Source organism: Arthrobacter sp. SD1074B (genome assembly GCF_056780195.1).
Map to the genome: position 1 here is coordinate 1,179,515 of NZ_JBRAZT010000001.1, position 25,791 is coordinate 1,205,305.

The 25,791-nt window shown below is 68.7% G+C and carries 17 protein-coding genes; 7 read left to right on the top strand and 10 right to left on the bottom strand.

What is annotated here, in order from left to right; all coding sequences use genetic code 11:
* Window positions 1–18 precede the first annotated feature (18 nt).
* Window positions 19–1,431, top strand: a complete 1,413-nt coding sequence (locus tag ACUYM2_RS05565; RefSeq protein ID WP_441418414.1) for an MFS transporter — start codon at window positions 19–21, stop codon at window positions 1,429–1,431.
* Window positions 1,432–1,571: 140 nt separating this feature from the next.
* On the opposite strand, the gene ACUYM2_RS05570 is transcribed toward ACUYM2_RS05565, so the two are convergent.
* From ACUYM2_RS05570 to ACUYM2_RS05595, 6 genes are all read right to left on the bottom strand, one after another.
* Window positions 1,572–2,303: a glutamine amidotransferase gene (locus ACUYM2_RS05570; RefSeq protein WP_481599169.1), complete on the bottom strand. Its 732-nt coding sequence runs from the start codon at window positions 2,301–2,303 to the stop codon at window positions 1,572–1,574.
* A gap of 33 nt (window positions 2,304–2,336) precedes the next feature.
* Entirely contained in the window at window positions 2,337–4,178 is a 1,842-nt protein-coding gene (locus ACUYM2_RS05575; protein WP_481599170.1) for an acetyl/propionyl/methylcrotonyl-CoA carboxylase subunit alpha, read from the bottom strand.
* A gap of 124 nt (window positions 4,179–4,302) precedes the next feature.
* Complete coding sequence (locus ACUYM2_RS05580; RefSeq protein WP_481599171.1) at window positions 4,303–4,992, bottom strand: Maf family protein; 690 nt, start codon at window positions 4,990–4,992, stop codon at window positions 4,303–4,305.
* Between the two features lie 106 nt (window positions 4,993–5,098).
* Window positions 5,099–7,648: an MMPL family transporter gene (locus ACUYM2_RS05585; protein ID WP_481599172.1), complete on the bottom strand. Its 2,550-nt coding sequence runs from the start codon at window positions 7,646–7,648 to the stop codon at window positions 5,099–5,101.
* A gap of 1 nt (window position 7,649) precedes the next feature.
* On the bottom strand, window positions 7,650–8,357 hold the full coding sequence (locus ACUYM2_RS05590) for a TetR/AcrR family transcriptional regulator (protein ID WP_481599173.1): 708 nt from the start codon (window positions 8,355–8,357) through the stop codon (window positions 7,650–7,652).
* A gap of 38 nt (window positions 8,358–8,395) precedes the next feature.
* Entirely contained in the window at window positions 8,396–8,851 is a 456-nt protein-coding gene (locus ACUYM2_RS05595; RefSeq protein WP_481599174.1) for a YbjQ family protein, read from the bottom strand.
* A gap of 182 nt (window positions 8,852–9,033) precedes the next feature.
* On the opposite strand from ACUYM2_RS05595, the gene ACUYM2_RS05600 reads away from it, so the two are divergent.
* Window positions 9,034–9,621: a hypothetical protein gene (locus ACUYM2_RS05600; protein WP_481599175.1), complete on the top strand. Its 588-nt coding sequence runs from the start codon at window positions 9,034–9,036 to the stop codon at window positions 9,619–9,621.
* Between the two features lie 62 nt (window positions 9,622–9,683).
* Here the strand turns inward: ACUYM2_RS05600 and ACUYM2_RS05605 are convergent, their stop codons facing one another.
* From ACUYM2_RS05605 to ACUYM2_RS05620, 4 genes are all read right to left on the bottom strand, one after another.
* Window positions 9,684–11,147 (bottom strand): dicarboxylate/amino acid:cation symporter, encoded by a 1,464-nt coding sequence (locus ACUYM2_RS05605; RefSeq protein ID WP_481599176.1) that lies wholly within the window; start codon window positions 11,145–11,147, stop codon window positions 9,684–9,686.
* A 243-nt stretch (window positions 11,148–11,390) separates the two neighbouring features.
* Complete coding sequence (locus tag ACUYM2_RS05610; RefSeq protein ID WP_481599177.1) at window positions 11,391–13,100, bottom strand: DUF885 domain-containing protein; 1,710 nt, start codon at window positions 13,098–13,100, stop codon at window positions 11,391–11,393.
* Window positions 13,101–13,153: 53 nt separating this feature from the next.
* Window positions 13,154–13,393 (bottom strand): acyl-CoA carboxylase epsilon subunit, encoded by a 240-nt coding sequence (locus ACUYM2_RS05615; protein ID WP_481601416.1) that lies wholly within the window; start codon window positions 13,391–13,393, stop codon window positions 13,154–13,156.
* A gap of 5 nt (window positions 13,394–13,398) precedes the next feature.
* On the bottom strand, window positions 13,399–14,982 hold the full coding sequence (locus ACUYM2_RS05620; RefSeq protein WP_481599178.1) for an acyl-CoA carboxylase subunit beta: 1,584 nt from the start codon (window positions 14,980–14,982) through the stop codon (window positions 13,399–13,401).
* Window positions 14,983–15,374: 392 nt separating this feature from the next.
* Between ACUYM2_RS05620 and ACUYM2_RS05625 the strand changes: the two genes are divergently transcribed.
* The 5 genes from ACUYM2_RS05625 to ACUYM2_RS05645 all read left to right on the top strand — a co-directional run bounded on the left by ACUYM2_RS05625 (window position 15,375) and on the right by ACUYM2_RS05645 (window position 25,721).
* Window positions 15,375–16,280: an SDR family oxidoreductase gene (locus tag ACUYM2_RS05625; protein ID WP_481599179.1), complete on the top strand. Its 906-nt coding sequence runs from the start codon at window positions 15,375–15,377 to the stop codon at window positions 16,278–16,280.
* A gap of 191 nt (window positions 16,281–16,471) precedes the next feature.
* Window positions 16,472–17,389, top strand: a complete 918-nt coding sequence (locus ACUYM2_RS05630; RefSeq protein WP_481599180.1) for a biotin--[acetyl-CoA-carboxylase] ligase — start codon at window positions 16,472–16,474, stop codon at window positions 17,387–17,389.
* Complete coding sequence (locus ACUYM2_RS05635) at window positions 17,382–17,978, top strand: PH domain-containing protein (RefSeq protein WP_481599181.1); 597 nt, start codon at window positions 17,382–17,384, stop codon at window positions 17,976–17,978. Before ACUYM2_RS05630 ends, ACUYM2_RS05635 begins: the two co-directional genes overlap by 8 nt.
* Complete coding sequence (locus ACUYM2_RS05640; protein ID WP_481599182.1) at window positions 17,968–19,362, top strand: adenylate/guanylate cyclase domain-containing protein; 1,395 nt, start codon at window positions 17,968–17,970, stop codon at window positions 19,360–19,362. The genes ACUYM2_RS05635 and ACUYM2_RS05640 overlap by 11 nt, the downstream gene beginning before the upstream one ends.
* A 149-nt stretch (window positions 19,363–19,511) precedes the next feature.
* A complete protein-coding gene (locus tag ACUYM2_RS05645) occupies window positions 19,512–25,721 on the top strand; it encodes an Ig-like domain-containing protein (protein ID WP_481599183.1) in 6,210 nt (2,069 codons plus the stop codon).
* Window positions 25,722–25,791: the final 70 nt, after the last annotated feature.

The following is a 25,791-nucleotide window of genomic DNA, read 5'->3' on the forward strand; positions in this document are numbered from 1 at the left end:
TCATGAAAGCGTCACTACATGTCATCCACTGCCACTTCGACGGAGCATGGGTCTGCCAAGCAGGTGAACTCGCGCGGCCGCGTGATCGTCGCCAGCTTGATCGGCACCACCGTTGAGTTCTACGACTTCTACGTCTACGCCACGGCCGCCGTCCTGGTCTTCCCGAAGCTCTTCTTCCCGGGCCAGAACGAAACCACCCAGCTGCTGAGCTCTTTCGCCGTCTTCGGCGTTGCCTTCATCGCCCGCCCGCTCGGCTCGATCGTCTTCGGCCACTTCGGTGACAAGTTCGGCCGCAAGGGCACCCTGGTCGCCTCGCTGCTCACCATGGGAATCGCGACCTTCCTGATCGGCTGCCTCCCGACGGCGACCGTTCCCGGCTGGACCTTCTGGGCGCCGGCGCTGCTCGTCGTGATGCGCTTCGCCCAGGGCCTCGCCCTCGGCGGCGAATGGAGCGGAGCAGCCCTGCTGGCCACCGAGAACGCGCCGGCGAACAAGCGCGCCATCTACGGCACGTTCCCGCAGCTGGGCGCCCCGATCGGCTTCATCATCGCCAACGTCATCTTCCTGGTCTTCAGCTACACCCTGTCCCCGGCGGCCTTCGAGGCCTGGGGCTGGCGCGTGCCGTTCCTGCTCAGCGCCGTGATGGTCATCATCGGCCTGTACGTCCGGCTCAAGCTGATCGAAACCCCGGCCTTCACCAAGGTCATCGAGTCCAACGAGGTCGCCAAGCTGCCGCTGGGCCGCGTCTTCAAGAGCAGCTGGCGCCAGCTGATTCTGGGCACCTTCATCATGCTCGCCACGTACGTGCTCTTCTACCTGATGACCACGTTCACGCTGACCTACGGCACCCGCGCGTCCAGCCTGGACGCCGCCAAGGCCGCCGCCGAGAAGGCCGGCAAGCCGATGACCGAAGCGGCAGCCGCCGCGTTTGTCCCGGGCCTGGGCTTCACCCGCAACGACTTCCTCTGGATGCTCATTGCCGGCGTCGTGTTCTTCGGCATCTTCACCCTGGTCTCCGGCCCGCTGGCCGAGAAGTACGGCCGCCGCAAGATGCTGATTGCCGTCACCGCGGGCATTTTCGTTTTCGGCCTGCTGTTTGTTCCGCTGTTCAGCGGCGGCTTCGTCGGCACCATGGCTCTGCTGATCATCGGCTTCTCGCTGATGGGCCTGACCTTCGGCCCGATGGGCGCGCTGCTGCCCGAGCTGTTCCCGACCAACGTCCGGTACACGGGCTCGGCCATCAGCTACAACGTCTCCAGCATCCTGGGCGCGGCCGTGGCACCGTTCATCGCCGTCTGGCTCTGGGAACTGGCGAAGGGCAGCCCGGTGCTGGTGGGTGTCTATCTCACCGCCATGGCCGTGCTAACGCTGATCGCCCTGTTCGTCAGCAAGGAAACCCGCGACCTGGATTACGAGAACAACGTAGCCTGACGCTCCAGCCCGGTTCTTGGCCGAAAAGCCCGGCGTGTTCTGTGGACACGCCGGGCTTTTCCGTGTCCCGGGGAGGTGGCGGATGAATAACTGGGCAGGAGCGCGACGACGGGGCCCGCGACGGGCCTGCGGCGGGGCCCTTAACGGGCGTAGCGCTCGACGAAGTTGCGCAGGATGGCCATCGGCTCGGTCACAGTGTGTTGCCTGGCCTGCGCCATCAGCTCCTCGGCGGAGTCCGGCGGGAAGTAGCCGGCGTGCCGGTAGATGTCGATCCGCGTGGTGAGGCCCTGGACGTCGAGCTCGGGGTGGAACTGGGTCGCATAAAGGTTGGACCGGATCCGGAACATCTGCACCGGGCAGGTCTCGGAACTCGCCAGCAGCACCGCCCCGCCGGGCAGCACGGTGCACGCTTCCTTGTGGCCCACGAACGCCGTGAACTGCTCCGGCAGCCCGCGCAGCAGCGGGTCCTGCTGCCCGGCGGAGGTCATGCTGACGGTGACGCCGCCGAGCCCCTCGCCGTAGGTCCGGTCGATTACGGCGCCCTGGTGCAGGCCCAGGGTGCCGACGCCGTAGCAGGCGCCCAGGAACGGAAAGTCCTGCGCCACAATCCGGTCCAGCAGGGCGAACAGTTCGCGCTCCACCCGGTGCTGGATGTCGCTCTTGTGCTCAGCCGGGTCGCTGGAAGTAAAGGGGCTTCCGCCGACAATTACGCCGGAATATTCGCTGAGCTCCAGCCGGGGCAGCGGCGCGGCCTCCATCCGGATCCGGTGCAGCTGGGCCTCGGCCAGGCCGGTGTAGCGCAGGTAGGCGAGGTATTCGTCGTCGGCGGCGGCGTCCTCGGCGCGGGAGGCGAGGAGCAGGAATGGCTTCACGTAACTAAGTCTGCCCCGCCGCTGGCGTTGCCGCTATTCGGCCGCTTCGCCGTCCTCGATCATGGCGATGATGGCGCCCGCTGAGACAGTCTCGCCGGCCGACGCGGAGAGCCCGATCACGATGCCGGCCCGGTGCGCGGTGAGCGGCTGTTCCATCTTCATGGCTTCGAGCACGACGACCAGGTCGCCTTCGGCCACCCGCTCACCCTCCGCGACGGCCACCTTCACGATGGTGCCCTGCATGGGGGAGGTGAGGGCGTTGCCGCCGGCCGGTGCCGCCGTTCCTGCGGTGCGGGCGCGCTTCTTGGCCTTGGCGGGCTTGCCGCCGCCACCGGACATAGTTCCGAGCGAGGCCGGCAGCACCACTTCGAGGCGCTTGCCGCCGACCTCGACGACGACGCGCTGGCGTTCGCCGGCGTCGGCCGCTTCCGCTGCGGTGCCGGTGGGAGTCCAGGCGGGGATGTCGTTGACGAAGGCGGTCTCGATCCAGCGGGTGTGGACCTTGAACGGGCCTTCGGCGGGGGCGAAGTCGGGGTTGGTGACGACGGCGAGGTCGAACGGGATGACGGTGGGGATGCCCTCCACCACCATTTCCTCAAGGGCGCGGCGGGAGCGCTGCAGGGCCTGGGCGCGGGTGGCACCGGTGACGATCAGCTTGGAGAGCATGGAGTCGAAATTGCCGCTGATAACGTCGCCCTGCTCCACGCCGGAGTCGATCCGCACGCCGGGGCCGGTGGGGTTCTTGAGCAGAGTGATGGTGCCAGGGGCGGGCATGAAGTTCCGGCCCGGGTCCTCGCCGGTGATGCGGAATTCGATCGAGTGGCCGCGGACTTCGGGGTCGCTGTAGCCGAGCTCCTCGCCGCGGGCCAGCCGGAACTGCTCGCGGACCAGGTCGATCCCGGTGACTTCCTCGGAGACGCAGTGCTCCACCTGGAGGCGGGTGTTGACCTCGAGGAAGGAGATGGTGCCGTCCTGGCCCACGAGGAATTCGCAGGTGCCGGCGCCAAGGTAGCCGGCCTCCTTGAGGATGGCCTTGGAGGATTCGTAGAGCCGACGGTTCTGCTCCTCGGTAAGGAACGGGGCGGGGGCCTCTTCCACCAGCTTCTGGTTGCGGCGCTGCAGCGAGCAGTCGCGGGTGGACACGACGACGACGTTGCCGTGCGCGTCGGCGAGGCACTGGGTCTCGACGTGGCGCGGGGCGTCCAGGAAGCGTTCGATGAAGCACTCGCCGCGGCCGAAGGCCGCGGTGGCTTCGCGGACGGCGGATTCGAAGAGTTCGGGGATTTCCTCGCGGGTCCGGGCCACCTTGATGCCGCGCCCGCCGCCGCCAAAGGCAGCCTTGATGGCGACCGGCAGGCCGAACTTGTCGACGAACTCCAGGATTTCCTCGGCGGACTGCACGGGGTCGGCGGTGCCGGGGACCTGCGGGGCGCCGACCTTTTCGGCGATGTGGCGGGCCTGGACCTTGTCGCCCAGGGCGGCGATGGCCGCGGGGGAGGGGCCGATCCAGGTGATGCCGGCGGCGATCACCTGGGAAGCAAAGTCGGCGTTCTCGGCGAGGAAGCCGTAGCCGGGGTGGATCGCGTCGGCGCCCGAACGCCGGGCGACCTCGATCAGCTTGTCCATCACGAGGTAGGACTCGGCGGCGGTGTTGCCGCCCAGGGCGTAGGCCTCGTCGGCGAGCTTGACGTGCAGGGCGTCGCGGTCCGGATCCGCGTAGACCGCCACGGAGGCGATGCCCTCATCGCGCGCGGCGCGGATGATGCGCACGGCGATTTCGCCGCGGTTGGCGATCAGCACCTTGCTCAGGGGATGGGTGCCCGGCGTGGTGGCTGCGGGCACTTGCGTTGCGGACTGCTCCGAATTTGCTGACAAGGCGTCTCCTTCTTTCCTTCAGGGAGCCTAGCGCGGTTTTGTGGGTTCCGCCGATATTACTTGCGGATCCCGCGCGTAAACAGCCGATCCTTTGTGGGGTTCCTACAAGGTGGTGCGAAATGGCTCACTCGGCGCGGATGTCGGAGGGGTCGGCGGCGCCGCCGGTCCAGAGTTCGGTGACGTTCACTTTGGCCTGGCCCAGCAGGCCGCGCAGGGTGGAGATGGAGAGCCCGACGACGGTGTGCGGGTCGCCGTCGACCTTGCGGATGAAGGCCCCGCCGTAGCCGTCGATCGTGAAGGAGCCGGCGCACTGGAGCGGCTCGCCGGTGGCGATGTACGTGTCGATCTCCCACTCGCTCATCTCCATGAAGTGCACCTCGGCGGAGGAAACGGCGCCGAGCGTCGCGCCCGTGCCGGCGTCCGGGGAACCGGGGTCGGCGTCGGAGCCGGGGTCGGTGTCGCGGCAGTCCACCAGCCAGTGGCCGGTGTGCAGCACGCCCATGCTGCCGCTCATCCGGAGCATCCGTTCCTTGGCGACGTCGGCGGTGTACGGCTTACCGTGCGCCTCGCCGTCGAACTCGAAGACCGAGTCGCAGCCGATCACCAGGGCGCCGTCGGCCTCCGGCAGCGAGGCGACCGCCTCGGCCTTGGCGCGCGCCAGCAGCAGGGCCGTGTCGTGCGGGTCGGTCACGCCGTAGCGGGCCTGCACGGCGTCTTCGTCGACATCCGAGACGAGCACGTCGTGGGCGATGCCGGCGTTGCTGAGCAGCTTGGTGCGGGCGGGGGACTGGGAGGCAAGAATGAGGCGGGTCACGGTTTCAGCCTAGTTCAACGCGGCACGGCAACGCGGGCCACTTCACGCCCATTCGGAGTGGATTAACCGGCCCGAAGTGACCCCGCGCTGCTGTGCGCTGCCCTGCTTAGCGCGCGGCGACTTCCTCGGGCTCGCCGGCGTCCGCCGCGGCCGCGCCGCCGTCGGCATCGGGCTTGCGCAACTTGGCGCCCTCGACGTCGACGTCCGGCAGGATGCGGTCCAGCCACCGCGGCAGCCACCAGGCCCTGCGGCCAAGCAGGTACATCACGGCCGGGACGATCGTCATGCGCACCACGAAGGCGTCCACCAGCACGCCGAAGGCCATCGCGAAGCCCAGCGGCCGGACCATGTTCAGGTGCGAGAAGATGAAGCCGGAGAACACGCTGACCATGATGATCGCGGCCGCGGTGACCACGGCCGCCGCGTGGCTGAAGCCGGAGCGGACCGCGTGCCTGGCCGTCTCGCCGTGCATGTAGGCCTCGCGCATGCCGGAGGCGATGAACACCTGGTAATCCATGGCCAGGCCGAACAGCACGCCGATCAGGATGATAGGCAGGAAGCTCAGCACCGCGCCGGGGTTCTCGACGCCGAACACGGTCCCCAGCCAGCCCCACTGGTACACCGCCACGACGCCGCCGAACGCGGCAGCAAGCGAGAGCAGGAAGCCGCCGGTGGCCAGCAGCGGAACCACGATGGAACGGAACACCAGCAGCAGCAGGACCAGGGAGAGCCCGACGACGATCGCGAGGTACGGCGGCAGGGCGTCGCCCAGCTTGGTCGAGACGTCCACGTTGCCGGCGGTCTGGCCGGTGAGGCCGATGCTGACCCCGGTGGTGTCGTTGATCCGGGCCTTTTCGGCGCGGAGTTCGGAAACCACGTCGACGGTGCTGGCGCTGGCCGGGCCCTCCTTCGGCAGGACCTGGAAGACGGCGGTGCGGCGGTCCTCGCTCAGTGCCAGCGGCACGGCGGCGGTGACGTTGTCCGTCCTGCGCAGGATGTCCGCGACGTCGAACTGCTTGGCCTGGGCCTCCCCGGCGCTGAGCCCGGCAGGGAGATCTCCGACCACGATGATCGGCCCGGTCATGCCCTCGCCAAAGCTCCGCTTCGTGACGTCGTAGGCCTTGAACGCCTGCGAGGCGACGGGCTCGGAACTGGCATCCGGCAAGGCGAGCCGGAGCTGGCTGGCGGGCAGGGCCACCACGCCCAGCAGCAGCACGCCGGCCACCAGCGACAGCCAGGGGTGCCGGGTGACGACGCCGCCCCAGCCGTGGCTGCTGCGGTATTCGTCCCGGGCGCGGTCCTCGGTCTCGTGGCCGGGCGCCGCGTTGTGCAGGTCCGCCTTGGCCCAGGCCCGCTTGGAAATCAGTTTGCGGCCCACCAGAGACAGCACTGCCGGCGTCAGGGTCAGGGCGACGACGACGGCGACGGCCACCGTGGCGGCGGCGGACAGGCCCATCACGGCCAGGAACGGCAGCCCCGGCACGACGAGGGCGGCGAGGGCGATGATCACCGTAAGGCCGGCGAAAAGTACCGCGTTGCCGGACGTGCCGGTGGCCAGGGCCACCGATTCCTCGGGATCCATGCCGGCGAGCAGCTGGCCGCGGTGCCGGTTCACGATGAACAGCGAGTAGTCGATCCCGACGGCCAGGCCCAGCATGAGGGCCAGCATCGGGGAAATGGAACTCATGTCCACGGCGCTGCTGAGCGCGAAGGTGCCGCCGACGCCGACGGCCACGCCGACGATGGCCATCAGCAGGGGGAGTCCGGCAGCGACGAGGGTGCCGAGCATAAGGATCAGCACCAGCGCGGCGACGGCGATGCCGATGATCTCCGCGGTGCCGAAGATCTCGGAGATGTCTTCGCTGATTTCCTTACTGGGCAGGGCGGTCACGTTGGCGGCGGAGACCTCCTTGACGATGTCCTGGACTTCCTGCCGCACCTCCGGCTTGAGTCCGTTGATCGAGGTTTTGAACTGCACCTGGGCGATGGCGGCTTTGCCGTCCTCGGAAACAAATCGCAGGCCCTTGGACGCCTCAAGCTGGCGTTTGCCGAGCGCGAGCTTGGCGTTTCCGGCGTCGAGTTCCTTGGTGCCGGCGTCGAGCTTCGCCTGCCCGGCGGCGAGGGCGGCCTTCTGCTGGCCCAGCTGGGCCTCGATGGCCGCGGGCGGGAGCCCCGCTGCGGCCATCTGCTGCTCGGCGTCGGCCAGCTGGGCCTTGCCGGCGGCGAGGTCCGCGGCGGCCTTGTCCAGCTGGGACTTGCCCGCGGCGGCCTTCTGTTCACCGGCGGCGAGGTCCGTCACGGCCTTGTCCATCTGGGCCTGGGTGGCAAACGGGTCCACCGTGCCCTGGACGTCCGGGAGGGTCTTCAGCTTGGCCAGCGCAGCGGACACCGCGTCCTTGCCGGCCGGGCTGAACTGAGCGTCGTTGGCTTCGAAGACGATGCTCGCCGAGCCGCCGGAGGAGGACGGGAGTTCCTTCTTGAGCTTGTCCGCCATTTGCTGGGTTTCGGTGCCCGGGATCTGGAAGTTGTTGGACAGAGTGCCGTGGAACGCCGCGGCGGCACCGCCGACGGCCACCATCACGGCGAGCCAGAGGGAGATGACCAGCCAGCGGTGGCGGTAGGAGAACTTGCCGAGACGATAGAGCAACAGGGCCATGTCAGAACCGATCTGGGGAAGGGGCGGCGGTGGGGCTGGCGGCCGGAACGGCCGACGGCGACGCGAATCCGGAGCCCAGCAGGCTCATGGAGTCGATCAGTAGTTGGCGCAGGGTGGAGAGTGATTCGGGGGAGAGGGAGCCCTCGCAGCGCGCGAACCAGACGTCCATCGCGGCCTTGCCGCAGGAGATGACGGAGCCGGCGAGGGCGCGCAGGTACAGTTCGTCGATCTCGACGCCGGAACCCTGGGCGAAGCGTTCGCGGGCCGCATCGATGATCTCGGCGGTGCAGTGGTCCCAGGCTTCCAGCTCGGAGCGGTTGAGCTGCGGGTTGGACTGGCCGAGGCTGTAGAGCTCGGCCAGCGGGGCGATCGTCATCGGGTCGGCAAGTGCCACCAGGGCCGCTCGCGCCGATTCCAGTACGGGCTCGCCGGCGGGCCGGAGGCGGAACTGCTGGAGCGCGGTGTCCAGGAACCCGTGGGTTACCGAGGCAATGACCACCTCGGTGCTGCTGAAGTAGTTGAAGAACGTCCGCCGGGAGATGCCGGCTGCTTCGGCGATGTCTTCCACCGTGAAGTTGCCGGGCCCTTGGGCGCGGAGCAGGCCCAGCGCGGCATCGGTGATGGCCTGCCGGGTGGCGGCCTTGTTCAGCTCGCGCCGCGACGGCGCCGCCGCCCCGTCATCGGAACCGGAGAGGGATGGAGTGGGCATGTCCTTACACTATGTGCATGTTTGCACTCCGGGCAAATTTAGGTCGCGAAGGCGCCAGCGCCGCCGCCGGTGCGGCCGGGACCCGGGCCGCCAGGGCCCCCTCCAGTTGCGGCGTCGGCGGTCCGTGCGCCGGTCAGCTGGATGGACTGCCCGGTGGCGCCAATCTCGCCTTCTCCCAGCGGGATGGCGTACACCGCCGTGCCGTAGGCGCAGATTTCCGTCCAGTTGTTGGCCATGTGCGCGGTATCGAACCGCATCGCCACAATCGCGTTCGCGCCCCGCTGGGAGGCCTCGGCGACCATCCGCGCCATGACTTCCTGCCGGCTTTCGTAGAGAACCTGGGTGAGTTCGCGCAGCTCGCCGCCGGCCAGTGAGCGGAGTCCGGCCACGACTTGGGCGCCGACGTCCCGCGAGCGGACAGTGAGTCCCATGACTTCGCCGAAGACGGCGTCGATCCGGTGGCCGGGAATGTCGTTCGAGGTGACGATCAGCATGACCTGAGCCTAGCCACTTTGCGGCCCCGGACAAGGGAACGGTTCGGCCGGAAGCACTCACAGGAAGATGAAAGGTTTTGAACAGCTCCCGCCGAAGCCGGCGGCACACACTGGAGTCACGTCTTGAAAAAGACTCCCGACCACGCAGGCCGTCGCCGTACGGCAGATCCAGGAGACAGCACATGTCACGAACGAAGAGAATAACGCTCGGCATCTCGGCCGCCGCCCTGGCCCTGGGTGCCGGCGTCGGAGTCGCCGGGATGGCTTCCGCCACGACGACGCCGACCCCCAGCCCGAGCTCCACCGCCTCCACGGACGGCAGCGCCACACAGGGTGACGGCATGGGGATGGGCATGCGCGGCGGCCACGGCCACGGAGGCGAACGCGGCGGCTTCGGCGGGGCGAAGGCGTCCGAACTCGCCGCCAAGCTCGGCGTCGACGAGGCCAAGGTCACCGACGCGCTGAAGGCCTTCCGCGACGCCCACAAGCCCGCCGCCCCGCCGGCCGAAGGCACCAGGCCGGACCGCACGGCGATGGAGGCGGAACTGGCCAAGTCCCTCGCAGCGTCGCTGGGCATCGACGAAGCCAAGGTCACCGCGGCCCTGACGGAACTCCGCACCGCGGAAGAGGCGGACCGCGCCGCCGAGCTGAAGACGAGGCTGGACAAGGCCGTCAGCGACGGCACCCTGACCCGGGCGGAGGCCGACGCGGTGGCCAAGGCCGTTGAGAAGGGCGTCATCGGCGGCGGCCACCAGGGTCCGCAGCACTGACGCCACACAAAAGTAGTCCCCGGGAGGATGATCCCGGGGACTACTTTTGCGGTGAGTGGTGCCTACGCCTTCGCGCCCGCCAGCTCGCGGGCGTCGGAAGCCCCGGATGCCGGGCGGCCGGCGGCAGCCGGGGCGTCGCCGTCGGCGTCCACAACATCGGTGTTCACAACGTCGTCGCTGAACGGGTCGCCGTTGCGCGGGGCGTTGTAGAGGGACTCGTCAAGGATGCCTTGGCGCCTGGCCACGATGGTCGGGACCAGGGCCTGTCCGGCGACGTTGACCGCGGTGCGGCCCATGTCCAGGATCGGGTCGATCGCCAGCAGGAGGCCGACGCCGGCCAGCGGCAGTCCCAGCGTGGAGAGCGTCAGGGTTAGCATGACGACGGCGCCGGTAGTGCCGGCGGTCGCCGCGGAGCCCAGCACGGAGACGAGGGCGATCAGCAGGTACTGGCTGAAGTCCAGCTGGACGCCGAAGAACTGGGCCACGAAGATCGCGGACACGGCGGGGTAGATCGCGGCGCAGCCGTCCATCTTGGTGGTGGCGCCCAGCGGCACGGCGAAGGAGGCGTAGGCGCGGGGGACGCCCAGGGAGCGTTCGGTCACGCGCTGGGTCAGCGGCAGGGTTCCCACCGAGGAGCGGGAAACGAAGGCCAGCTGCACGGCCGGCCAGACGCCGGAGAAGTACTGCTTGATCGACAGGCCGTGGCTGCGGATCAGGACCGGGTAGACGACGAACAGCACGAGGGCCAGGCCGACGTAGATGGCGAAGGTGAACTTGCCGAGCGAGCCGATGGTGTCCCAGCCGTAGACGGCCACGGCGTTGCCGATCAAGCCGACGGTGCCGAGCGGGGCGATCCGGATGATCCACCAAAGGACCTTCTGGATCACGGCGAGGGCCGAGGCGTTGAGGTTAAGGAAGGGCTCGGCAGCCTTGCCGACCTTGAGCGCGGCGATGCCGACGGCGATCGCGATCACCAGGATCTGCAGCACGTTGAAGCTCACCGCGGTGGTGGCGACGCCGTCAGTGACAGTGGTGCTGGCGCCCAGGCCCAGGAAGTTCTTCGGGAACAGACCGACCAGGAAAGCCCACCAGTCACCGGACTTGCCGGTGTACTCGGCCTGCTTGGTGATGCCGGTGCCTGCTCCGGGCTGCAGCAATACGCCCAGGCCCATGCCGATCAGGACAGCGATCAGCGAGGTGATCGCGAACCAGAGCAGTGTGTTCCAGGCCAGCCGTGCCGCGTTGGAGACGGCGCGCAGGTTGGAGATGGAGCTGACGACGGCGGTGAAGATGAGGGGAACAACGGCGGTCTGCAGCAGCGAGACGTAGCTCGAGCCGATGGTCTGCAGCGTCGCGCCGAGGGCGTTGGGGTTCGCCTTGGTGCTGCCCGTGTACTTCGCGAGCAGGCCGAGGCCCAGGCCGACGATCAGGGCGGCGATGATCTGGAAGCCGAAAGAGCCGGCCCATCTGGGCAGCCGGAAACCGGGCTTGCCTGCGGTTGCGGGGGTGCTTGTCTGAGTGGTCACCCAAATACGCTAGGACCGGTCTACATAACACGACGAACGGATGTTGAGAAATGTTACGCGGCCTGATTTCCTCCGCGTCTGTGAAAACCGCGGAATCACGCCGCAGACAGGCCAAGTGTGAAGTTATTCCAGCTTGCGGTGTGGCGATAGTCTCGCCCGGCCCGGGGGACCGGCGGTCGAAATGACAGTTCGCGGCAATGTTTCCGAGGAACACTGCCGCGAACTGTCACTTGGCGCGTGCGCTTACCCCAGCAGCGCCCGCTTCAGCGTGTCCAACCCCACCGAGCCCATGTTGAGGGCCTTGGTGTGGAAGGCCTTGAGGTCGAAGCCCGGACGGGATTCGAGCTCGGCGCGGATCTGTTCCCAGAGCCGCTGGCCCACCTTGTACGACGGCGCCTGCCCCGGCCAGCCGAGGTACCGGGTGAACTCGAACTTCAGCTGCCCCTCGCTGATGGCGAGGTTCTGCTTCAGGAATTCGTACCCCGTGTCCGGCGTCCAGGTGCCCGACCCCCAACGCTCGGGCACCTCCAACTCCAGGTGCACGCCGATGTCGAACACCACCCGGGCCGCCCGCATGCGCTGCATGTCCAGCATGCCCATGTGGTCGCCCGGATCCTTCAAATAGCCGAGTTCCTGCATCAGCTTCTCGGCATACAGTGCCCACCCTTCGCCGTGGCCGGAGGTCCAGCAGACGTTCCGGCGCCACTTGTTCAGCAGTTCGCGGCGGTAGGTGGCGGTGGCGACCTGCAGGTGGTGGCCCGGCACGCCCTCGTGGTAGACCGTGGTGGTCTCGGCCCAGGTGGTGAAGGTGTCCTCGCCCGGCGGCACGGACCACCACATGCGGCCCGGCCGGCTGAAGTCGTCCGACGGGCCGGTGTAGTAGATGCCGCCCTCCTGGGTGGGGGCGATCTTGCATTCGAGCGTCTTCATCGCGTCCGGGATGTCGAAGTGCACGCCGGCGAGGTCGGCTACTGCCTTGTCGGACAGCTCCTGCATCCAGGCGCGGAGCGCGTCGGTGCCCTTGAGCTGGCGGGACGGATCGTTGTCCAGGATCTCCTTGGCCTCTTCAACCGTGGCGCCGGGGCGGATCTGCTCGGCCACCCGTTCCTGTTCAGCGATCAGGCGGTCAAGCTCCTGGACTCCCCAGGCGTAGGTCTCCTCAAGGTCCACGGAGGCGCCGAGGAAGGAGCGGGAGGCCAGGGCGTAGCGTTCGCGGCCCACGGCGTCCTTCTCCGGGGCTGCCGGCAGCAGTTCCGCTTCCAGGAAGCCGGCCAGCCGGGCGTAGGCCGCGCGGGCGGTGGCAGCGCCGGCGTCGAGCGTGGACTGCACGTCCTCGGGCAGCGGACCCCCGGCGGTCTTGGCCTCGGCGGCCAGCTTGGCGAAGAACCCGTCCTCTGCGGCGTGCTTGGTGGTCTGCTCGATCACAATCCGCACCTGGCGGGCGGCGGAGACGCGGCCGGCGTCCCGCGCCGTGCGCAGCGAATCAATGTAGCCGTCCAGGGCGGCCGGAACGTTGTGCGCGCGGCCCGCGATGTGCTCCCACTGCGCGGCGGTGTCCGTCGGCATCAGGTCAAAGATCGCGCGGATCTCCTGGGCCGGCGAGGCGATGTTGTTCAGCTCGGCCAGGTCCCAGCCGGAGTCGTGGATTTCCAGCTGCAGGCCCAGGCGTTCGCGCATCGCGTCCAGCGTGACGGCATCGACGTCGTCGGCCGGCTCCAGCCCTTCCAGCGCGGCGAGGGTTTCGCGCGCCGCGGCGGCGAACTCCCCGTGCCCGGCGGGGGAGAAGTCCTGGTACTCCGTCTCGTGCCCGGGCAGGCCGAGTTCGGTGGCGAAGCTCGGGTTGAGCCGGATCAGCGTGTCCGTGAAGGCGTCGGCGACGGCGTCGATCGCGGTCCGCGGGCGTGCCGGAGCCGGGTTGTCGGGTGCGGTGTTCTCAGTTGTTTCGGTAGTCACCCGAACGAGACTAGCCCGGCCGCGGCGGTTATGAAAGGGTTACTGAACTTTTCTTAGCCGCGGCTGCGCTTCCACGAGCCGGGGCCGGGCTGCGGCGCCAGCTGCAGCTGCTGCCGGCGGAGCCAGTGCCGTACGCCCGGCTTCTCCGGGGCGGCGGATTCACCGCTGCCGAGGGACAGGACGACGGCGGCGGTCAGCGCCGCGAGCTCCTCCGCCGTCGGCTCGCCCTTGACGACGGCCAGCAGCGGCTGTTCCTGTGGCGTGGCCTCCGGCCCGGTCCCGGGTTCGATCAAGGGCGTCACAGCGGGATGTTCCCGTGCTTCTTGGCGGGCAGGCTGGCCCGTTTGTCGCGCAGGGCGCGCAGGCCCTTGACGATCTGCAGCCGGGTCTCGGACGGGGCGATGACCGCATCCACGTAGCCGAGCTGGGCGGCCTGGTACGGGTTGAGCAGCTCCTCCTCGTACTGCCGGATAACCTCGGCACGCTTGGCCTCGACGTCGCCGCCGGCCTCCGCGACCGCGGCGAGTTCGCGGCGGTACAGGATGTTGACCGCGCCCTGGGCGCCCATCACGCCGATCTGCGCGGTGGGCCAGGCCAGGTTGAGGTCCGCGCCGAGCTTCTTGGAGCCCATCACGATGTAGGCCCCGCCGTAGGCCTTGCGGGTGATCACGGTCAGCTTCGGCACGGTGGCCTCGGCATAGGCGTAGAGCAGCTTGGCGCCGCGGCGGATGATGCCCTGGAACTCCTGGTCCTTGCCCGGCAGGAAGCCCGGCACGTCCACCAGCGTGATGATGGGGATGTTGAAGGCGTCGCAGTGCCGGACAAAGCGGGCGGCCTTCTCCGAGGCGGCGATGTCCAGGGTGCCCGCGAACTGCATCGGCTGGTTGGCCACAATCCCCACGGTGTGGCCCTCGACGCGGCCGTAGCCGATGATCACGTTCGGCGCATAGAGCGACTGCATCTCCAGGAAATGCGCGTCGTCGACGATCTGCTCGATCACCTTGCGCATGTCGTACGGCTGGTTGGCGGAGTCGGGGATGAGCACATCGAGGGCGAGGTCGTCGTCGTCGAGCTCCGGCTGCTGGCTGTGCTCCAGCACCGGGGCCTCGGCGAGGTTGTTGGAGGGCAGGAAGTCCAGCAGTTCACGGACGAACTCCACCGCGTCCGCCTCGTCGGCGGCGAGGTAGGTGGAGGTGCCGGTGTTCGCGTTGTGCTGCCGCGCCCCGCCGAGGGTCTCCATGTCGACGTCTTCGCCCGTGACCGTCTTGATCACGTCCGGGCCGGTGATGAACATGTGCGAGGTCTTGTCCACCATGACCACATAATCGGTCAGGGCGGGGGAGTAGGCCGCGCCGCCGGCGGAGGGCCCCATAATCAGTGAAATCTGCGGGACGACGCCGGATGCGTGGACGTTATTGCGGAAGATGTCCGCGAACATGGCCAGCGAGGCGACGCCTTCCTGGATGCGGGCGCCGCCGCCGTCGAGCATGCCCACCACGGGGCAGCCATTGCGCAGCGCGAACTCCTGGACCTTGACGATCTTCTCGCCGTTGACCTGGCTCAGCGACCCGCCGTAGACGGAGAAGTCCTGGCTATAGACGGCCACGGGCCGCCCGTCCACCGTGCCGTAGCCGGAGACCAGGCCGTCGCCCAGCGGCTTTTTCTTCTCCATGCCGAAGGCGGTGGAGCGGTGCACGGCGAGGGCGTCGAACTCGACGAAGGACCCGGCGTCCAGCAGCAGGTCGATGCGCTCGCGGGCGGTGTTTTTGCCGCGCGCGTGCTGTTTCTCAATCGCTTCCGGGCCGGAGGGCTGCTCGGCACGGGCCTGGCGGTCGCGGAAATCGGCAATCTTTCCCGCGGTCGTGGTCAGATCGTGGCTCATCAAATGTCTCCGGCTCTGTTGTGCTCTGCTGTTCTTCGTTGCGGCTGTCGCTGGCCCGTGCGGTGGCGCTTAAGTGGATTCCACACAAAAACATGGCCGTGCTGGCAAGTCTAGTGACGGTATTCGCCCGCGCTGCTGTAGAAAACCTACAATTTTCGCCCCGACCCTCGCCGGACCGCCCGCCTCCGGCCCCGGCTTCGGCCCGGCTTCAGCTGTTGCGTTCCCGCCCGGTTCTTCCCCCGGGCACCCCCGCGGCACCCGGCCAGAACCCCGGATTTCCGCGGCCGCGGGTCGTATTTCCACTCCGAGTCCGGCAACAACCGGGCGGGAACGCCGCGCGCCGCGCGCCGACAGGGATGTTACTGGCCAGTAACATCGGCTAAGGTGGGGCTATGACTTCAAGCAACGACGCTTCGGCCACGTCCCCGCACACCCGCCTGCAGGGGCCGTACCAGGCCTCGGGTTCCCTGGCGGGCCGCACCATCCTGATGTCCGGCGGCAGCCGCGGCATCGGCCTGGCGATCGCCACCCGCGCCGCCCGGGACGGCGCCAACATCGCACTGCTGGCCAAGACCGGCCAGCCGCACGCCAAACTCGAGGGCACCGTCTACTCCGCCGCCGAACAGATCGAGGCGGCCGGGGGACAGGCGCTGCCGCTGGTCGGCGATGTGCGCAACGACGACGACGTCGCCGGCGCGGTTGCCGCCGCCGTCGAACGCTTCGGCGGGATCGATATCGTGGTCAACAATGCCTCCGCGATCGACCTGTCCAAGACCGACGCCGTGGACATGAAGCGCTACGACCTGATGCAGGACATCAACGTCCGCGGCACCTTCCTGCTCAGCAAGCTCGCCCTGCCGGCGCTGCGCGAATCGTCGGCCGGGCAGATCCTTACGCTCTCCCCGCCGCTGAACCTGGATCCCAAATGGGCCGGTCTGCACCTGGCCTACACCATGGCCAAGTACGGCATGAGCCTGACCACGCTGGGCCTGGCCGAGGAACTCAAGGTGGACGGCATCAGCGTGAACTCGCTCTGGCCGTGCACCCTGATCGACACCGCGGCGATCCGCAACATGCCCGGCGGCGAGCAGATTGTCCGCGGCGCGCGCGGCCCGCAGATCATGGCCGACGCCGCCCACGCCGTGCTGACGGCCGGTAACGCCATCCCCGAATCCGGCAGCTGGAGCGGCAACTTCTACACCGACGAGCAGGTGCTGGCCGCGGCGGGCGTCACGGACTTCACGCCATACAGCCTGGGTGCGCCGGAAGACCAACTCGTTCCTGACATTTTCCTCTGAGTTTCCGGCGGTTTCCCACCGCTCAGGGGCGGACCTGGCCGCCGACTTTCCCCACCTCTGCGGGTCCGGCGCCGTTATGCCGCGGCGTTTCGGCCCGACGTGCCGGCAGCGGCGCCCACAGTTGGGGGCGTTCCGCCCCGGCCGGCGCCGGGCGCGACGCCGCGGAGCCGGTTACTCGGTAGGATTCAAGCATGCACGCCCCGCACGAGACACCGGACCGTCCACCCCTGGACCAGGAGGCGCTGGGCGACGCCGTGTTCCTCTCGGCCCACGGCATCCCGCAGCTGACCGTGGTGGAGTCCACCGGCTCCACCAATGCGGACCTGCTGCGCGGCGTGACTGTCGACCCCGGCGCCTGGCCGGATCTGTCCGTGCTTGCCGCCGAATACCAAAGCGCCGCCCGCGGCCGCCTGGACCGGCACTGGGAAGCCCCCGCCCGCAGCTCTGTTTCCGTCTCGATCGTGCTCCGGCCGGTCAACGCCGAGGGCCGCCCGTTGCCCACCCAAAGCTATTCCTGGCTCTCGCTGCTTGCCGCCCTCGCACTGCGGGAGGCGTTGCTGGAAACCGCCGGGATCCCCGCCGAGCTCAAATGGCCCAACGACGTCCTGGTCCGGGGCAAGAAGATCGCCGGGATCCTCGCCCAGCTGGGCCCGACGGGCGACGGCGCCGTGCCGCCCGTGGTGCTCGGCACCGGCCTGAACGTCACCCTCACGGAGGCCGAGCTTCCCGTGCCCACAGCCACCTCCGTGCTGCTCGAACACCCCGCGACACTGGACCGGACCGTGCTGTTGAAGAGCTACCTCTCCCGGTTCGCCACGCTCTACCGCAGCTTCTGCAACGCCGACGGCGACCCGGCCGCCGGTATGGCCGGCGGTCCGTCGCTGCACAAGCGGGTGGAACACGTGCTGACGACCCTCGGCAAGCAGGTCCGGGCCCAGCTCCCGGGCGACCATGAGATCATCGGCCACGCCACCCGGCTGGACGACTACGGCTCCTTGCTGGTGGTCGACTCCGCCGGGCACGAGCACGTCGTGACCGCCGGCGACGTTGTGCACCTGCGTCCCTGGACCCCTCCCGGCGAGGCCGCCGGCGAAAGCGGCTATGCGTAAGGAGCTCCTCCCGGGCGAGCAAGTCATTGTGATGACCCGCCCGCAACCGCGGACACTGATTGTCCCGGGCCTGCTGTTCATCCTGGTCTGCGCCCTCACCGCTTTCGCCTGCGCCTGGATCCTGAAAGGCGGCCCGGCCCGGCTCCTCCCGCTCGTCACCCCGGAGTGGACGCCGTGGCTGATCGGCAGTTGCCTGGCGCTCGCGGCGTGGGTGTTGCTGGCCGCCTGCCTGCCCAAAGCGGTGACCTGGCACGCCAGCCGCTACACGCTGACCAGCCGGCGCCTGGTTGTCCGTTACGGCATGTTGCGGCGGCGCGACCAACAGGTTCCGCTGGCCGCAGTCCGTAATGTGTTCATCGAACAGACGCTGCTCCAACGGTCCTTGCGCTCGGGGAATATATCCTTGGATACCGGGTACCCCTCGAGCTCGGTGATTCCGGACGTCCCCGAGGTCATGACGTTCCGGAACTTCATCCTGGACGCGATAGACGAACTTCCGGAGGGCGAACTGTTTGAGGCCGACGACACGATGCCCGGCTCCGGCGGGTGGCCATGGGAAATGAGAGAAGGTGGAAGAGATGAACGCTGAGTACGTGCACCCTGACACCGGACTCCTGGCGGCCGAACCTTCGGACGTCGCGGAAGCGGTCCTCGACACCGCCTCCCTGGAAGCCGCCGTGCTGGACTCTGTCGCCGCTTCCGACGCGGATGCCTCCAACGACGTCGCTGCCGCCGGCGCCGGTGTTTCCGACGTCGACGCCGGTGGTTCCGACGACGACGACCCCGCCGGCGCCGACGATCCTGCCGGCGACGACGACCCCGCCGGCGCTGCCGGCGCCGACGCCAACCCGGCGGAGGACGGGGCCGACGTGGACGACGCCGGCCCGGACGTTGCGCCAGAGCCGCCGTCCGCTCCTCCCACCGGCACCATGTCCGCGGAACGCGTCGCCGCCAAGGCCCTGGAACAGCGGCTGCTCGGCGGCGAACGCAAGCTGCGCCGCCGCGAGGTGGCTGCCGGCGCCGGATTGTCGCTGCTGTCCGCCCGGAAACTCTGGCGCGCCCTCGGGTTTCCCAACCTCGGCGATGACGACGTGGCGTTCACCGAGAAGGACCAGGCCGCGCTGAACACGATTGTGGACCTGGTCCGCACCGGCAAGCTCACCGAGGAAGCCGCCATCTCCGTCACCCGCGCCATCGGCCAGATGACGGACCGCATGGTGGTCTGGCAGATCGAGGCCCTCGTGGAGGACATGGTCCACCAGCAAGGTGTCACCGACGCCGTCGCCCGTAAACGGCTGGTCAACGAACTGCCCTCCCTCGTGGACGCGCTCGAGGAAATGCTGGTCTACTCCTGGCGCCGCCAGCTCAACGCCGGGGTGCAGCGACTCGCCGTGCGCGCCGAAGCCGGCCTGGCCTCCAGCGAGGAGGGCCGCGAGGGGGACGAGGACGACGCCCCGCTGCCGCTCGCGCGCGCCGTCGGCTTCGCGGACCTGGTCTCCTACACCAGCCTGTCCCGCCGGATGAACGAAAAGACCCTCGCGCAACTGGTGCAGCGCTTTGAGAACAAGTGCGCCGAAATCATCTCCGTCGGCGGCGGACGCCTCGTCAAGACGGTCGGCGACGAGGTGCTCTACATTGCCGAGACACCCGCCGCCGGCGCCGAAATCTCGCTGGCCCTCTCCCACGCCTTCAACGAGGACGAAATCCTGCCGCAGGCCCGGGTGGCGATGGTGTGGGGCCGCATCCTCTCCCGGCTGGGCGACATCTATGGCCCCACCGTCAACCTGGCCGCCCGCCTTACGGCGCTGGCCGACCCGGGCACCGTGCTGGTCGACTCCACGACGGCGGCCGCCCTGGAACACGACGAACGCTTTGTGCTGCTGCCCCGGGACGCAGAAAACGTCCGCGGCTTCGGCGAGATCCACCCCGTGGAGCTGCAGCGCGGCAGCGGAAAGGGCCTGGTCCTGGACTAAGGATCCGGCAACGGCGCTGCCTCCCACGTCAGCCGGCCGGGCAGGGTTTCTCAACTCGATGGTCAATATGTCATAGTCGTGGTTATCCGGCCACGCCAAAGCACTTCACCACGCCTGGCGGGCGTGACACCTGGGGGACAGCAGGACACATGAAACGCATCCTCGATGCCGTGCGGGCAAAAACACGCCCCGGCTTCCGCCCTGCCTGGAAAAACAACCCCACCAAAAACCGGACCGGCGCCCAGGCCCGGGACCGGAAGAAGTACCTGACCGGCACGTCGTTTGCGGTGGTGGCGGCGGTGTTGGTGGCGGGGGCGGTGATTTATCCGGGGTTCAAGACCACTGAGGTGGAGTTGAATGACGGTGGGGTGTGGGTGGTGTCGAAGGCGAAGAACGCGGTGGGGCGGTTGAATTATCCGTCGCGGGTGTTGGATGGTGCGGTGACGCCGGCGTCGACGTCGTTTGATGTGTTGCAGGATGCGGGGACGGTGTTTGTTGATGATGCGTCCGGGGGGTCGTTGAATCAGGTGTCGGCGGCGCAGATGCGGTTGGGTGGGGATAAGAAGTTGCCGGGGTCGGCGGTGGTGAGTTTCGGGTCGCAGGTGATTGCGGTGACGGATGCTGCGCGGGGCCGGGTGTGGGCGTTGTCGCCGTCGACGGTGAATGGTTTTGATGAGGAGAGTGCCGAGCCGGTGCTGTCGGGGGCGCCGGGGCTGGTGTCGGTGGTGGGGTCTGATGACCGGATTTATAGTGCTGATCCTCGGTCGGGGCTGGTGACGGTGACCGCGGTGGATGCCGAGGGCCGGGTGACGGATTCGCAGGCGGGCACCTGGGAGGGTTTGAAGGGTGCGGGGGATCTGCAGCTGAGTGTGGTGGGGGACCGGCCGGTGGTGTTGGATGCGGGCGCGGGGACGTTGTTTTTGCCGGGCGGGCGTGAGGTGGCGCTGGAGAACGCGAAGGATGCGAAGCTGCAGCAGCCTGGTCCGGGGGCGGATGCGGTGGCGGTCGCGACGCCGGGGGCGTTGGTTGAGGTGCCGTTGGATGGTGCGGCGGTGAAGTCGGTCACGTTTGGCGGGCAGGGGGTTCCTGCGGCGCCGGTGCAGTTGGGCGGGTGTGTGCATGGGGCGTGGTCGGGGGCGAATAGGTATGTCCGGGACTGCGTCGATGATGCTGATGACAGGGATGTTGCGGTGCCGAAGGCGTCGGCGTCGCCGTCGTATGTGTTTCGGGTGAACCGGGATCTGGTGGTCCTGAATGATGTGAATTCGGGCAATGTGTGGCTGGTGAACCAGAACATGCAGCTGGTGAACAACTGGGACGACGTCATCCCGCCCAAGCAGACCTCGGACGACGCGGACAAGGATTCCGCCGACGAGGTGCAGCAGACCGTCCTCCCGGACCGCACCAAACCCAACAGTCCTCCCGTCGCCAAACCGGACACCTTCGGGGTCCGCGCCGGCAAGACCACCATCCTTCCCGTGCTGGACAACGACTCCGACCCCGACGGCGACATCCTCACTGTCCGCACCCCGGAGCCGCTCAAATCCGGGCTGCTCGCGCCGATCTACGGCGCCACCGGCTACCAGGTCAGCGTCGGCGCGGACAAGACCGGGACCGAAACCTTCAAATACACGGTCGACGACGGCCGGGGCCTGTCCGCCTCAGCCGACGTCACGCTCACCATCGTCCCGCCGGGGGAAAACTCCGCGCCGCGGCAAAAACCCAACCGGAACACCACCCTGGTGGTCCAGGCCGGCAAGGCGGTCAGCCAGAACGTCCTTACGGACTGGACCGACCCCGACGGCGACGACCTGTTTGTCGTCGGCGCGACCGGCAGCGACCCACGTGACCAGGTGAAGGTCCGGCCCGACGGCCTGCTCAGCTTCCAGGACTCCGGCTCCGAACCGGGCCGCAAAACCATTACCGTCACGGTCTCGGACGGCCGGTCCACGTCCGAGGGCAAGGTCACCGTCGAGGTGCGCCCGCCGGGGGCCCTGCCGCCGATCGCGAACGCGGACCACCTCGTGGCCGTCGCCGGCGTGAACACGGTGGTTGCACCGCTGAAGAATGACTCCGACCCGCAGGGCGGCGCGCTGCGCCTGGCGCAGGTCACCCCGGACGGCAACTCCACGGCCACCATGGGCGCTGACCAGCAGACGTTCACCTTCAATTCCACCGCCCAGGGCGCCCACTACGTCTCCTACCTCGTCACCAACGGGCCGGCCAGCGCCCAGCAGCTGGTCCGCGTCGACGTCGTCCCCGGCGGCGGGGACGGCGCTCCGGTGGCAGTCCGCGACACCGCCCTGCTGCCCTCCGGCGGCAGCGTCCTGGTGGACGTGCTCGGCAACGACTCCGATCCCTCCGGCGGCGTCCTGGTGGTCCAGTCCGTGACCGCGGCGGACGGCCTGCCGCTGAGCGTTGCCGTCCTGGACCACTCCGTCATCCGGATCACCGATATCCGCGCCCAGGGCCAGCTCAACGTCAAGTACACGATCTCCAACGGCAAGTCCTCCGCGAGCGGCGAGATCGCCGTCCTGGTGGTCCCCGCGCCGTCCAAGCTGCAAGCCCCGCAGGCCAAACCCGACGAGGCCACCGTCCGCGCGGGCGACGTCGTCACCATTCCCGTCCTGGAAAACGACACCGACCCCAACGGCGGCAAGCTCACCCTCGAACCGGAACTGGCACAAAAACCGGATGCCGCCGACGGCCGCATCTTCACCTCCGGCCAGACCCTGCGCTTCATCGCCGGCGAGACCCCCAAAACGGTCTACGCCATCTACAAGGTCACCAACGCCTCCGGCCAGTCCGACTCACAACAGGTCTCCATCCGGATCCGTGCCCGCGACGATGAACGCAACACCCGTCCCGAACCGAAGAACCTGACCGCCCGGGTGGTGGCCGGCATGACGGTCCGCATCCCGGTGCCGCTCGACGGCGTGGACACTGACGGCGATTCGGTCCAGCTGACGGGGGTGGACAAGGCCCCCGCCATGGGGACGGCCGTGGTCAAGGACGGCTACCTCGAATTCACCGCCGCCGGCACCGCCGCCGGAACCGACACCTTCAGCTACCGGATCCGGGACCGGATCGGCGCCGAGAACACCGGCACCGTGATCGTCGGCATCGCGCCGCAGGAAACGAACAACCAGAAGCCCATCGCGGTGGATGACGCCGTGGACGTCCGGCCCGGACGCAAGGTCGCCGTCGACGCCCTCACCAACGACTCGGACCCCGACGGGGACCCGATCAGCCTGGTGGGCAACGGCTTCCAGGCCCGGCCGGACCTCGCCGTCGAACCCGCCGACGGCGGCAAGGTGCTGCTCACCGCGCCGGACGCCGCCGGAAATGAGAGCATCAGCTACAAGATCCAGGACGACAAAAAAGCCCAGGGCAGCGCCGTGATCCGGGTCCGGGTGAGCCCGGATGCCGCGCTCAAGCGCCCGATCGCGAAGGACGATGTGGTCACCCCCGCGGAAACGCTGGGCAAATCCGCCGTCGACGTCCCCGTGCTGAAGAACGACGCCGACCCTGACGGGGTCGCCGCCGATCTTAAGATCGGCCTGCCCGACGGCAATCCGAACGCCCGGGTGGCCGGCGACGGGACCGTCCGGGTGGCCCTGGCGCCGAAGGACCAACTGGTTCCCTACACCGTCACCGACCTGGACGGCCAAAGCGCGACCGCCGTCATCTGGGTCCCTGGCCAGGGCGAACAGCACCCCACCCTGGCCAGGACCGACGCCGTCGAAGTGATGGCCGGCAAGGACATCACCCTGGACCTGGCCGACTACGTCCGCGTCCGGGAAGGCCGCACTCCGCGGATCACCCAGGTGGACAAGGTCAATGTCCAGGGCGCGGAGCCGGAGAACGTCGTGGCCGGCAGCGGCAACGCCCTGCGCTACGCCGCACTCAAGGACTACGTGGGACCCGGCTCGGTCACCTTCGAGGTCACCGACGGCACCGGGCCGGACGATCCGGCGGGACTCAAGTCCACCCTCAGCATCATCACCAAAGTCATCCCGGACCCCAACGCCAACCACCCGCCCACCTTCAGCGGCGCCACCCTGGACGTGCCCAAGGCCGAGTCCGCGAGCCTGGAACTCGCCAACCTGGCCAAGGACGTGGACTCCGGGGACCAGGACAAACTCCGGTTCGAACTCGACGGCACCCTGCCCGAGGGCTTTAAGGCCGGCATTAACGGCGCCACCCTCACCGTGACGGCGGACTCCGCCAAGGCCGCCGGCTGGAAGGGGAGTATCCCGCTCAAGGTCACCGACGGCCGCTCCGAGCCGGTCCGCGCCACCGTCACGGCCACCGTCACGGCCTCCAACCGGCCGCTTCCGGTCGCCAACGAGGACGTGGTGGAGAAGGCCAACGCCGGCAAGGCGGAGACTGTCAACGTCCTCGCCAACGATTTCAACCCCTTCGCGGAGACGCCGCTGCGGGTCGTCTCCGCCACAGTGGAGACCGGTTCGGCAGCCGGCCAGCCGGCGGTCTCCGGCGGCTCCATCACCGTCACCCCGGCCGCCGGCTTCAAGGGCGTGATGGTGGTGCGCTACACCGTGATGGACAAGACCGGGGACCTGTCCCGGCAGACCGACGGCCGGGTCCGGATCACCGTCCGGGACAAGCCCGACGCACCGTCGGCCCCGGCCGCCACGGATGTCCGCAGCCGCACAGCGGTGCTCAAATGGACGCCGCCGTCGGACAACGGGGCTGCCATCACCAAGTACACGGTGCGTTCCAGCAACGGCTTCAGCCAGGACTGCGCCACCACCACCTGCACCTTGAGCGGACTGACCAATGACGTGAAATACGTCTTCACCGTCACCGCCACGAACGAGGTCAACGAATCCGATCCCTCGCCGGCCTCCAACGAGATCCGGCCGGATGAAAAACCGTCGCCGCCGGAGGCCCCCACGGTCAAGGCCGGCGACAAGAACATGGTGATCGCCTGGCCCGCGGCGAAGTCCGAGGGTTCCGCGGTGAAGAACTACAACCTGGAAATCTCGCCGCCGCCGGCCAGCGGGGTCGCCGTGAAGAACGGTGTGGCCGGACTGAACTACACCTGGCCGGGCCTGAGCAACGGCGTGCGGTACAAGGTCCGCGCCCAGGCCGTCAACGAACTGGGCCCCTCCGACTGGGGACAGTACTCCGCCGAGGACAATCCGGCAGGCGTCCCGGCCGGCCCGGGCGCGCCGACGACGTCGGTGGCGTCCGCCGTCGGCACCTCCAACCAGCTCAAGGTGGCCTGGGACGAGCCGTACACAAACGGTGACGCGATCAAGAACTACTACATCACCATGAGCGGCGGCGGCGGGGCGGACCAGACCCAGAAGGTCGCCGGCACCGTGCGGACAGCGAACTTCACGGCCAACAACTCCGAAGCCTCCTACACCTTCACCGTCCAGGCCGAGAACAAGGCCGGAAAGAGCGCCGTCAGCGCCGCTTCCGCCCCGCGCCGCGCCACCGGCAAACTCAGCCAGGTCTCAGGCGTAAGCGCCACCGAGGCCAACACCGGCGGCGCCGGGCGGGCCGTCACCGTCAACTTCCGGGAGCTCAGCGCCGCAGAACGCAACGGCTCGGCCTACTCCGAGGTGGGCTACACCTACCGTGCCAGCACCGGCCAGACCGGCCCGATCAAGCCGGGCCAGACCGTCGGCGGCTTCGCCAACGGTGCCGCCACCACCATCACGGTGACGGCCAACTCGTCCGTCGCACCCAGTTCCGACGCCAGCGCCGGGGCCAACGCGAACCCGTACGGCTCGCCCGGCACACCGTCCGCGTCCGGCAGCGACGGGGCGGAAAACCAGCGGAACCTGACATTGAACTGGGCGTCTCCGGACGCCGGAAGCCACGACATCGCCTACACCCAGATCAAGATCGACAACGGCGGCTGGGAACGGGTGGCCGCCTCCGGCAGCCGCACCGTGAACACCAGCGGCTTCAACGAGCGGCACACCATCCAGGTCCAGACCGTCAACTCGCGCGGTACCGGCGGGCCGGTTGCCTCGGCGTCCGCCCAGTCCGGGGCGGAGAAAACGCGCTGGTCCACCCGGCTCAACTCGGGCATGGACCGCAGCTGCACCGACCTGCCCGGCGCTACTTCCTATGACCCGAAGAAGTTCACCTGCGACGGCAAGGGCGGCTACGACCGGCCCTGGATGTCGCACTTCGACAGCTTCGACGTCATGTGCTGGAAGCCGCACGGCACCACCTACAGCGGCGACGGACAGTGGTACTACATCATGCGCGGCTCACCGAACGAGACCCGCTGGATCCAGTCGCTGCACACCACCCTCGGCTCCCCGGCGCAAAGCGGCGTGCCGCTGTGCACCTTCCCGACCGGAGCCACGCCGTAGACGGCGCAGGCCCGGGCCGGCAGGTGCCGGCGGGCAGTCCTCCCCATCGCACTCCCGGGGACGGTTGGGT